The organism is Endozoicomonas sp. ONNA1 (assembly GCF_024606325.1).
In the GTDB taxonomy this organism is placed as follows: Bacteria; Pseudomonadota; Gammaproteobacteria; order Pseudomonadales; family Endozoicomonadaceae; genus Endozoicomonas_A.
Genome location: NZ_JAHHPN010000512.1, coordinates 16,258 through 27,179 on the forward strand (window position 1 = coordinate 16,258; position 10,922 = coordinate 27,179).

General features: G+C 47.2%; 11 protein-coding genes and 1 pseudogene. 7 read left to right on the forward strand and 5 right to left on the reverse strand.

Annotated features, from left to right (window positions below; all coding sequences use genetic code 11):
• Positions 1–85: 85 nt before the first annotated feature.
• The gene (locus KDK19_RS11595; RefSeq protein ID WP_257275746.1) at positions 86–889 is read right to left on the reverse strand and encodes a flagellin; all 804 of its coding nucleotides are present in this window, start codon (positions 887–889) and stop codon (positions 86–88) included.
• Positions 890–1,119: 230 nt separating this feature from the next.
• Here KDK19_RS11595 and KDK19_RS11600 point away from each other — a divergent pair, with 230 nt between their 5' ends.
• The 7 genes from KDK19_RS11600 (at position 1,120) to fliP (ending at position 7,635) form a co-directional block, all read left to right on the forward strand.
• Positions 1,120–1,389 (forward strand): flagellar biosynthetic protein FliQ, encoded by a 270-nt coding sequence (locus KDK19_RS11600; RefSeq protein WP_257275747.1) that lies wholly within the window; start codon positions 1,120–1,122, stop codon positions 1,387–1,389.
• Positions 1,389–2,162 carry a flagellar biosynthetic protein FliR gene (fliR, locus tag KDK19_RS11605; protein ID WP_257288086.1) on the forward strand — a complete coding sequence of 258 codons (774 nt, stop codon included), beginning with the start codon at positions 1,389–1,391 and terminating at the stop codon, positions 2,160–2,162. The genes KDK19_RS11600 and fliR overlap by 1 nt, the downstream gene beginning before the upstream one ends.
• Positions 2,163–2,172: 10 nt before the next feature.
• The gene (flhB, locus tag KDK19_RS11610) at positions 2,173–3,324 is read left to right on the forward strand and encodes a flagellar biosynthesis protein FlhB (protein ID WP_257275749.1); all 1,152 of its coding nucleotides are present in this window, start codon (positions 2,173–2,175) and stop codon (positions 3,322–3,324) included.
• The gene (flhA, locus tag KDK19_RS11615; RefSeq protein ID WP_306670780.1) at positions 3,321–5,423 is read left to right on the forward strand and encodes a flagellar biosynthesis protein FlhA; all 2,103 of its coding nucleotides are present in this window, start codon (positions 3,321–3,323) and stop codon (positions 5,421–5,423) included. The genes flhB and flhA overlap by 4 nt, the downstream gene beginning before the upstream one ends.
• A 79-nt stretch (positions 5,424–5,502) precedes the next feature.
• The gene (locus KDK19_RS11620) at positions 5,503–6,462 is read left to right on the forward strand and encodes a flagellar motor switch protein FliM (RefSeq protein WP_257275750.1); all 960 of its coding nucleotides are present in this window, start codon (positions 5,503–5,505) and stop codon (positions 6,460–6,462) included.
• A gap of 24 nt (positions 6,463–6,486) precedes the next feature.
• A complete protein-coding gene (gene fliN / locus KDK19_RS11625; RefSeq protein WP_257275751.1) occupies positions 6,487–6,885 on the forward strand; it encodes a flagellar motor switch protein FliN in 399 nt (132 codons plus the stop codon).
• A 9-nt stretch (positions 6,886–6,894) separates the two neighbouring features.
• On the forward strand, positions 6,895–7,635 hold the full coding sequence (gene fliP / locus KDK19_RS11630) for a flagellar type III secretion system pore protein FliP (RefSeq protein ID WP_257275752.1): 741 nt from the start codon (positions 6,895–6,897) through the stop codon (positions 7,633–7,635).
• On the opposite strand, the gene KDK19_RS11635 is transcribed toward fliP, so the two are convergent.
• From KDK19_RS11635 to fliI, 4 genes and pseudogenes are all read right to left on the reverse strand, one after another.
• Positions 7,621–9,399: an N-6 DNA methylase gene (locus tag KDK19_RS11635; protein ID WP_257292007.1), complete on the reverse strand. Its 1,779-nt coding sequence runs from the start codon at positions 9,397–9,399 to the stop codon at positions 7,621–7,623. The genes fliP and KDK19_RS11635 overlap by 15 nt on opposite strands.
• A gap of 114 nt (positions 9,400–9,513) precedes the next feature.
• Complete coding sequence (gene flgA / locus KDK19_RS11640) at positions 9,514–10,242, reverse strand: flagellar basal body P-ring formation chaperone FlgA (RefSeq protein WP_257280613.1); 729 nt, start codon at positions 10,240–10,242, stop codon at positions 9,514–9,516.
• A 59-nt stretch (positions 10,243–10,301) separates the two neighbouring features.
• Positions 10,302–10,721 carry a hypothetical protein gene (locus KDK19_RS11645; RefSeq protein WP_257288087.1) on the reverse strand — a complete coding sequence of 140 codons (420 nt, stop codon included), beginning with the start codon at positions 10,719–10,721 and terminating at the stop codon, positions 10,302–10,304.
• Positions 10,718–10,922, reverse strand: a pseudogene (gene fliI / locus KDK19_RS11650) (flagellum-specific ATP synthase FliI); the annotation flags it as partial. The gene KDK19_RS11645 and the pseudogene fliI, both read right to left, overlap by 4 nt.

Sequence of the window (10,922 nt, forward strand, 5' to 3'; positions counted from 1 at the left end):
TCTATAAAAAAATGGGAGCTGGTTAGCTCCCACAAAGACGATCAGCATTAAAGCTGACTGAATTTTACAAACTGTCCTGAAGCGATTATCGCAGCAGAGACAGAATGTTCTGAGGTATAGCGTTAGCCTGAGCCAACACAGCAGTACCGGCCTGTTGCATGACCTGATACTTACTCAGATTCGCTGTTTCTGCAGCAAAATCAGTATCCACGATACGGCTTCTGGAAGCACTCAGGTTTTCACGGATATTTGAAAGGTTATTGACGGTAGTGGTCAGTCGGTTTTGGGATGCACCAAGACTGGCCCGAACAGCGTCGTAGGCGGCAATATCGACATCCAATGCACCCACTGCCGTTTGAGCTGTGGCGGCATCGGTAAAGGTAACAGCCGTCAGCGCAACGGCAGTAAAATTGAGGTCTATGTTATTGGTGGTAGCATCGGTATAGTCAACGGCAATTTCGACAGTACCTGCACCAAGAACGGTTGTCCCGTTAAACTCAGTCGTTGAGGCAATACGGGTAATCTCAGCCAGTTGAGCATCGTATTCGGCTTGCAGGGCAGTCACATCAGCAGCCTCATAGGTACCACTTGATGCCTGCAAAGCCAGATCCCTCATACGCAGCAAAGAGTTAGTGATCTCGCTCATAGCACCTTCAGCAGTCTGTGCCATGGAGATGCCATCGTTGGCATTTCGGATAGCGACACCCAGTCCACCAATTTGTGCAGCCATTTTATTCGCAATCTGCAAACCGGCGGCATCATCCTTAGCACTGTTAATACGCATACCAGAAGACAGACGCTGCATGGCGGTCTGAAGACCCGTCTCAGTCTTACCCAAATTACGCTGGGCATTCTGAGAGAAGATATTGGTATTTACGGTCATTGCCATTTTACTAATTCCCTATTCAGGTTTAATCGCTTGATTACTTCAACGTACTGCCTGTTGATAAGTACCACTCGGAAGGGATTCTGAATTTCTTAAATAGAGCTGCCGTTTTTTTTAATTAATCGCGTAAGGAGAATATTTAACAAAATTTGTCATTTCTTTAAGTCGTTTTTAAAGTAAAAAAATGTTTTTATATATTTATAACGCATTTATTTTTATCCAGAGGAAACCCCATGACACCGGAAGTTGTGGCAGACCTTTTTCGTGATGCGCTGACCCTCATTGTTCTGATGGTCTCGGTAATTGTGATGCCCGGACTGCTGGTTGGCCTTGTGGTCAGCACACTGCAGGCAGCGACTCAAATCAATGAACAAACCCTCAGTTTCCTGCCCCGTTTGCTGGCGACACTGGTCACTATAGGCCTCACTGGCCCCTGGCTGATTCAGGAATTTATGGATCTGTTTCTCCGGTTGTATGAATTTATCCCGGAGATGCTGGCCTGATGGGGACCTTTACCTTCTCTGAGGTGGTAGGCTTGATCGGTCAGTATCTCTGGCCATTTTTTCGTATCGGTGCACTCTTTCTGGCGATGCCCATTATCAGTAGCCAGGTAGTAGCACCCAGAATCCGGGTTATTCTGGCGATGGCCATCACTATTATTGTTGCCCCTATGTTACCTGCGGTGCCCGCTGTTGAACCATTATCGGGTGCAGCCCTTTTGATCACTGCACAACAGCTGGCTGTCGGGCTTTTAATGGCGATGGTACTGCAAATCTATTTCGCTATTTTCACCTCCGCCGGTCAGATGCTCTCCCTGCAGATGGGTCTGGGTATGGCGGTCATGTTCGATCCGATGAATGGCGCCCAGATTCCGGTTATCAGCCAGGTATTCCAGCTACTGAGTTTCCTGATGTTTCTGGCGGTTGATGGGCATCTGGTCGTCATTTCTATTGTTGTAGAGAGCTTTAATACCATTCCCATTGCACCCTTTTCTGTCAGTCAACTGGATATTCACCAAATGCCCGCCATGGGCGGCTGGATGTTTGCCAGCGCACTATTGATGGTTCTACCTGCCATTGTTGCCTTATTAATTGTCACTTTCACCTTTGGTGTCATGAACCGCTCAGCTCCGCAATTCAATATTTTCAGTCTGGGTTTTCCTCTGACCATGCTGGCAGGCATATTTATTCTGATGCTGATCAGTTCGACCCTGAACGGTGTCTTCACGCGATTGACTCAGACCGTTCTGGCAATTCTACGATCTCTGGTTCTTTAGGTATTTCAAGATGGCAGAAGAAGGACAGACCGGGGAACGCTCAGAAGAACCCTCAGAACGAAAACTTCAAAAGAGCCGTGACGAAGGTCAGGTCCCCCGATCCCGGGAACTGGTCACCTTTGCCCTACTGGCTTCAACTCTGGCCGCTTTCTGGCTCAGTGGTGGGCTCATTCGTGACCAGCTGTTTCAGGTTATGCACAAAAGCTTCAGGTTTGAAAGAGACGCATTGCGTCAGGAAAGCTGGCTAACGGAGCACCTGATCATCAGCATAACTCAGGGCTTCTCCGGCCTGCTGCCCTTTATGTTGATTGTCATTCTGGCTTCAATAGCCGCTTCAGCGGCTTTAGGAGGCTGGATATTCTCAAATAAACAGATACGACCCAAGGCTGAACGCATCAGTTTCTTCAAAGGCATTAAACGCATGTTTTCTGCCAACTCCATGATTGAGTTGCTAAAGTCCATTGCCAAAATCTCGCTGCTGGCTTTTTCTCTCTGGCTCATTAATCAGTGGTTCTTTCGGGATGTACTCTGGTTGAACCGGCTGCCGCTCGTTCATGCAGTGTCAGAGGGGCTGAGCCATCTGGCCATGGCCATCACAATTCTGGTCAGCGCCCTGCTGCTGATCTGTTTTATCGATGTGCCTTTTCAAAGATGGAACCACATGAAAAAACTGCGCATGACACACAAGGAAATGCGTGATGAAATGAAGGAGTCTGAAGGTCAGCCAGAACTTCGTTCAAAACTGCGAGAGAAGCAACAGGAAATTGCTGGCCGCAGAATGATGCAGGCCGTTCCTTCAGCAGATGTAATAATCACCAACCCAACTCACTTTGCTGTAGCTCTGAAGTATGATCTGGATAAGGCCAGAGCCCCTTATGTCGTGGCAAAAGGAGTTGACCGGGTAGCCCTGCGCATCTGTGCTGTAGCGCGGGAATATAATAAACCGGTGGTACAGTCTCCGACGTTAACCCGGGTGATTTATCATACGACACAGTTGAATCAGGAAATAGCCGACGACCTGTTTTTGGCCGTTGCTCAAATTTTGGCTTACGTCCATCATCTGAATGACTTTCAGGCCGGACGCAGAGGCAAGGCACCCGATTTACCAATACCGGAAATCCCCAGTGCCTTCCGGGAAAAATGGGATAAAAAGAGACAATGATCAAGGAAGCTCAACGTCTGCTATACATGATGTCGCCCAAAAGCGGCAACCTGAATATCGGGATTCCGCTGATCGTTCTGATGACGCTCGGTATGGTTACACTGCCCATGCCGCCTTTTATGCTGGATGTATTCTTTACCTTCAACATCGCATTGTCGCTGCTTATCCTTTTGGTCAGTATCTACACACTTCGGCCTCTTGAATTTGCCGTGTTTCCAACCATCCTGCTGGTTTCCACTTTATTGCGCCTCGCCCTGAACGTGGCATCGACCCGGGTCGTTCTCCTCAATGGACACACCGGCAATGGCGCTGCCGGAAAGGTGATTCAATCCTTTGGTGAGGTCGTTATTGGCAACAGTTACGTCGTCGGACTGGTGGTGTTCTTTATTCTGGTGATTATCAACTTTGTCGTGGTCACTAAAGGCGCTGGTCGTATTTCTGAAGTGACCGCCCGCTTTACTCTCGATGCTCTGCCAGGCAAGCAGATGTCCATCGATGCAGACCTCAATGCCGGCGTTATTGATCAGCAGGAAGCGCACGACCGGCGGGAAAGTGTACGTCGGGAGGCAGACTTCTACGGCTCAATGGACGGTGCCAGCAAGTTTGTCCGGGGCGATGCTGTGGCCGGTCTGCTTATTCTTGCCATCAATATCATTGGTGGAATGCTGATAGGCACCATTGGTCAGGGGTTATCCGCCGGGGAAGCCTTTGCTGTTTATTCTCTTCTGACGATTGGTGATGGCCTGGTGGCTCAGATTCCTTCGCTGCTTCTGTCCACCTCTGCGGCTATCATGGTGACCCGTGTTTCTGAATCTGCAGATGTGGGGCATCAGGTTTCCGAGCAGATGTTTTCTTCTCCAAAAGCTTTGGGCCTTACTGCCATGATTTTAATGGTGATAGGTATTGTTCCAGGTATGCCCCATGTGCCCTTTCTCAGCCTGGGCTTAATTGTGGCTTTTCTGGCCTGGTGGACCAGCAAAAGTCAGAAGGATGATCCCGAATCCAGCCCGACTCAGGCCAATACAGAAGATGTTGGTGAATCTACACCCTGGTCATGGGGAGATATTCCCCCGGTAGATACCCTGGGGCTTGAGCTGGGATATAAACTCATTCCTCTGGCAGATGAAAAACAGGGTGCACAATTACTCACTCAACTTAAAGGCATTCGTAAAACCCAATCCCGGGAGCTGGGCTTTCTGATTCCCAGTGTGCACGTGAAAGATAACCTGAACCTGAAACCAGACAGCTACAACATCTTGCTCAAGGGTGTCATTGTCGCCGAAGGACAGATTGAGCCTATGCGTTTATTGGCGATCAATCCCGGTGAAGTGTTTGGTGAGATAAATGGTATTGCCACTTCAGAGCCTGCTTACGGACTGGAAGCACTCTGGATTGAAACTTCCGAGCGGGAACATGCTGTTGGACTTGGTTACACGGTAGTCGACGCTGCGACAGTTATTGCTACACACCTTAATAAAATTATTGATGAACACGCCAGTGAGCTGCTTGGGCATGATGAGGTGGTGCAACTGCTGGATAAGCTGACGCACTATTCCCCGAAACTGGCTGAAGATCTTATTCCCAAGAAACTATCCATGAGTGTGTTTTCCCGGATACTCAGAGATTTGCTGACCGAAGATGTCTCTGTCAGCGATATTCAAACCATCGCCAGCACCCTGCTGGAATCGTCTGAACGGATTACAGAACCACACTTGCTGACCTCTGAAGTTCGTATTGCCCTGCGGCGCAGCATTATTCAGAACCTGGTAGGTAACACCTCTGAAATACCGGTTGTCACCATGAGCTCAGAGCTGGAACAGATCATTATGCAAAGTTACCAACAGGCCCGACAGAGTAACGACTTTTCCCCTGACACACTGCCACTTGAACCACGAATTGCGGAGCAACTGCAGGTTCAAATGCCAGAAGTTTCTGCCAACCTTGCTGCTGAAGGAAAAGTGCCTGTTATGCTGGTCAATGCATCACTTCGCCCGGCCATGGCCAGATATGCCCGCTTATGTACCGAGGGCATGCATGTGTTGTCGTTTAATGAAATCCCTGAAAATAAAGAAGTCATTGTGGTAGGCAAGATTGGCTGATTGTCTTTATCAGCTAATAGCGGTATGTTTTTTAATAACAAGAATTATCTGGTTATAAGCCAGTTATATGGAATTTCCCATGGAACGGAAATCTTTATCAGACAATACCAAATCCAGCCTATCGGGTGAAACAAAGACTCGCCGTATTCACCCGCCTTCAAAATTCAAGGATCTGACAACTTATGATCTGACAAACCCGGATTATAAGATTCATGACCTTTTGCCAACCCTTGAACTGATCTACCGGCGATTCTCCCAATTATTTCGTCACAGTCTCACTGCTGTTTTTCGTCGACCGGTAGATGTTCATTTTGAATCTGTAGATTCCCTGCAAATCGGTGATTATCTGCATCAGGAAGATATACCTGATGTGCAGTATATCTACCGCTCTACAACACTGAAGTGTGCTGGTTTCATGGCCATAGAGACACCGCTTTTATATTCTCTTGTGGACATTTTTTTCAGTGGTACCGGCGAGTTTCACGAAAGCCATGAAGAGGAGCTGACTAACGCCGAGATTCGCATCATGGAACGCCTGCTAAAATCTGCAGCGGATGATCAGACCGAAGCCTGGAGTAGTATTCTTTCTTTCAAAATACGCCTTGCTGAAAATCATAACCGCCCCATTTCCACCGTTTTTCGCTCGGATACCGAGATTATCCTGTTGAGTCGCTTCACTATTTCCCTGGGCTCCACGGAAAGCCCATTTCATATCATCATGCCTTATCAGGCTCTGGAACCGGTTAGAGAAAAGCTGCAGGCCTTTAAATTCACTGAACAGGACCCCACCTGGCAACGTAACATGATGGCCGGGGTTATGCAGGCGCCTTTGGAAGTCTCTGCCCGATTATGCGAGTTGAAGCTGAGCCTTCGCGATGTGCTAAGGCTGAAAGCCGGACAGATCATTCAGGCAGATATTCCCAGCAGTGTCACGGTCAAGTTCGCAGGCATTCCAGCTTACCGTGCTGACGTCTGCACTGTGAATAATATGCTGGCCATGAAAATTCTTAAATCTCTGTATTCAAAAGAGACAGACTAAAGTCTGACCGAGGAAGAGACGTTTATGAGTAATGAAGAAAATGAAAACGAGCAGGAAATGGCCTCGCCACAACCTGCAGAAGATGGTGTCAGTCTTCAGGACAGTCTGGAATCAGAAACCACCTCCAGAGAGTTAGAAGATACCAACAACCTGCCGCAGTCAGTCAGTGACTTGGGCATGATTCTTGACATTCCGGTGACACTGTCTCTGGAACTGGGCAGCACAGAAATAAACATTGGTGAGCTAATGCACCTTAATAAAGGCTCAATTGTTGAGCTGGAAAAAGAAGCCTCCGAGCCTCTGGAAGTGAAAGTCAATGGCACTCTGGTAGCCTACGCCGAAGTTGTGGTGATCAACGACAAGTACGGCATTCGCCTGCTGGATGTAATCAGCGAATCAGAACGTCTGAAAAAACTGGCCTGATCTGTACTTATGAGGTCGCTGATCTATGCCCTTTGTGGCCTGACTTTGCTCCTGACTTCGTCACCCATCTGGGCGCAGGAAGGCTTTCCATTAATGACAGTCACCAGTAATGGTGATTCTCAGGAATACAGCGCCAGTCTTCAGATTCTGATTCTGATGACGGCACTGAGCTTTATTCCTGCTGCACTGTTAATGATGACGTCTTTTACCCGGATTATTATTGTTCTGGCAATTCTGCGTCAGGCTCTGGGCTTACAACAGACACCGCCCACTCAAGTTTTATTGGGTATAGCACTGGCACTGACCCTGATTATAATGCAACCATTATTTGGGGTTGTTTATGCCCAAGCGGTTGAACCTTATCTGGATGACCATTTAACACTGATGGAGGCTTTAAAACAGGCAGGCATTCCAGTCAAAGATTTTATGCTGCGCCAGACCAGAGATACGGATCTGGAATTGTTTTATCAAATTGCCGATACCACTCCACCGATAAATGTTGCAGATACGCCTTTCTCCATCGCCATTCCCGCTTTTGTGACCAGTGAATTGAAAACTGCTTTTCAAATTGGCTTTGTTATCTACATTCCCTTTCTGGTGATTGATCTTGTCGTTGCCAGTGTTCTGATGGCCATGGGCATGATTATGCTGTCGCCCCAGATGATTTCGCTGCCTTTCAAATTGATGCTGTTTGTTCTGGTAGACGGCTGGGCCATGATTATGGGTACCCTGGCATCAAGCTTCTTTTAGCAGTTCATTTTCTATCATTCGGGCTTTATCACGAATAAAGCGAACCTGGGCATAGAGTTTGAGAATTTCTCTGTGAGACTGTTCTGCCTGCTGCTGTTCAAAGGAAGACCACTCGGGAACAGGAAGTTGTTTTAAATCATTGCCATGAATAAACGGTACCTGACTTTCTGTACAAATACTATCAAGCAATATCTTACCCGTTTGTGAACGCAGGAACCGAAATAAAACAATAGAACTATTGAGATAAGTATTTTGCTTTAGTCGTAAAATGACAAAGGACTGATTAGCCACCCAGTTTAATCCACAGACATCGGGTACGATGGCAATTCGCCCCGCCTGTCCCTTAATGACCACAAGAACATCTCCTGGTCGCAGTAATTGTTGTTTTGCTCGTTTCAGCCCTTTTTCATCAACATGAATTTCTTTTTCAGGGTGCTCAACCTCTCCAGCCTCATTAATGTCATTGGCTGTCACTTCCAGAAAAGTCTGTTTTTCCAGATTATTATCACGTAGAGCCTGAGCTCTTATGATATCAACCAATGACTCTAAATGAGTGGCAGCGACGGGCTTGCCGAGTAAATCAATGCGTCGGGTGTCAGCACAATAATGTCCGGGATCGAGAATAACACTGCCCTGAATGAGCTGCCTTTTATCCACTTTTTTTGAGAAACGGGGGCTAGCCGTTTCCTCATTCATTTGTTCCAGAATGACATCGACATTATTCAACTGAATTCTGGCTGCTCCTTTTTTGCGCACAGGAGTCGCTTTAAAATAATCGCTGCTGGCGTCTATCAAATGCATATTGTTAGTAACTTGTCGTTTTGCTACAAGCACGTAGAGTGGTGTGGCCCGCCCGGGTAGCAGTCCTTTAGGCAGTTTAATAATAGCGTGCAGCCTGTTCTGTTTTAATAACCAGCGGCGAAAGGCAATATGATGCTCGGTATTTTTCTGAAGAAATCCTCCTGACACAGCAATAACAACCTGCTCTGAACAGCGCCAGAACATATGACGGATAAAAAGCATTTCTTCATTACGAACCCGGGTATCCAGCCGTTGGAAAATATCTCTGACTTCATTCACTTTGTAACGGCGGTCTGCTGTAAGAAGGCCTACCCCATGATCAAACTTTTGCAGTTGGCCCGATTCAAAAAAAGCAGGCTCAAGTACCGGATGCCCCTGCGCAATATGAATATCCGGATTAATCAGAACACTCAGAGCATCCAACTTACTGATAGAGGACTGCTCAGAATAAACCTGACCGGTAAGCGCAAGATCCGCTCCCAAAATAAAGCTATCGGCATTGGGCAGATAACAACTGCCCCCTGATCCTGACAACGCTTGCAGCAAACCGCCAATGGCTTCGGGCAATGCAAAGGAGTGTGGTCTGAATCGATGATGTAAGGCCAGAGGAATCTCATTGTATTTCAGTAAATTATGCCTCTTTGCGGTCATCACTGAGTGGCAGGCTCGGGTAATTTCATCGACTGGGATCTGTCCGGGTAATTCATCTCCCTGTTGCCAGGCTATTTGCCAGATACGTTGATCCCTATTGGCAAAAGTCTCTGGTACTTTTCTCTGCCCGATTTCTCTGAACAGCTGCTCGAGTTCAGAATGTTTGTCTGGCAACTCCCGCTCGGGCAAAAACTCCAGTTCCGACAACCTTGCCCAGGCAAACAGCTGGCCAAGCAAAATCAGGTAAGCCTGGTACCAGTTTTTACTCTGTAACGTACCCGGAACAAGGGCATTAACGATGTCGCGGCTCATAAAATCATTCTCTGAAAGGGTTAATTTAATGGTTACTGACTAAATCATCTGCTGATTAATTAATTTTTTGATAAATCACCTAATCAGACGCTGATTAATGTATTCAGAAAAAAATTAGTGATGAATTCGAACCTTCCCAGTGCTGATCACTTCTGCATGGACAATTTTTCCGGAAGACCGGTTTCTTACCCGTATTGTTTCGTGTATTTCGCCATCATCCAGAGATGCCCCAGACATAGAAACCTCTAATCCATTACCGCCGGCAATAATCTGAACAATTTCCCCCTTGCGAATCACATAGTCTTTTTCAAGCATATTGGCTGAAATCAGTTTCTGTGCACCAATACTGCGTTTGATGACTCTCCCCCTGATTTCACTGATCTCAGTAAAAAACTGACCTCTCAGCCTGCTGTAATCGACTTCCAGAAACTGAAGAGCATCGGCGGTCAGCCTCTGACCTCTGGCCAGTGCTCGGATACTGTGAATAACGGGTACCAAAATTTTATTTTCAGCCATCACTGTCATTCGCCATTCACCAGGGCACTCTACTATTCGTTTGACTGCCCCCACAGGCGGTCGTGTCCCGGAACCTGCAGAGACAGATAGATTGCCTTGGCAAGTTCTTCGGGACTTACTGGAAGAAAGAGGGCGAACTTTTAGTTCATAGCGGGCACCGGGAATCGATTGAATAAAACCGGCCACTTCTTTTTCAACGGATTGATACACTCTGCGTTCAATCTCTTTTGCAAGGTTTGTATCAGAAGAGGTGTGAGGAGAAAATAGAGAGGCGATGATGATGGATGATCTGAAAAGCGGTCTGAAATGCGATATGACAAGCGGCATAGATGCTTCCCTGCATAAAATACCTGACGAAATATCAGGTTAACACAGGCAAGCCAGAATTAGCGAGGGGAGCGCTGCAGCAGTCGGTCTGTCTCCTGAAGTTCATCCCGAAGCTGTTTTTGCTGCTGTTGCTCGTTTGCTTTGTTTTTCAGATGTTCAACGCCGCTGGTCATTCTGCGTTCTTCTTCCAGCCGCTGGTTAATTTGCTCAAGATTTCCAGACTCTGCTTTAATCTTCTCTTCCAGCAAAACAGAAACATCTGCAAGCAATTCAACAAACTGACTGCGGCTCCAGCAGGATAGTGAGGAAAGTTTTTCTCCCGGACAACTATCGCAGGATTTCCGGGCATCATTTAACAGCTTTTTCTGGGTATTGAGAGAGGCTAGACTCTGTTCTGCGTGCTGTTTCTCTCTTTCAGTGAACTGGCTCTTTTTTTCCAGTGCGGACTGTGCTTTTTCCAGACGCCGGGCCTTGCTCATGAGGTAACAACCTGATCAGGCTGCCAGATATTTATCAGTTGTTGAATGCTACCAGAGAGATCAACCTGTTCATAACGGCTTTGCTGTAAAAAACGTTCCATCTGCGGACGATGTTCAATAGCTTTATCAAGCTCGGTATCTGCTCCGGGTTTGTAAGCCCCTATCGCCATCAGTTCTCTGAACTCATTATACCGGGCATGG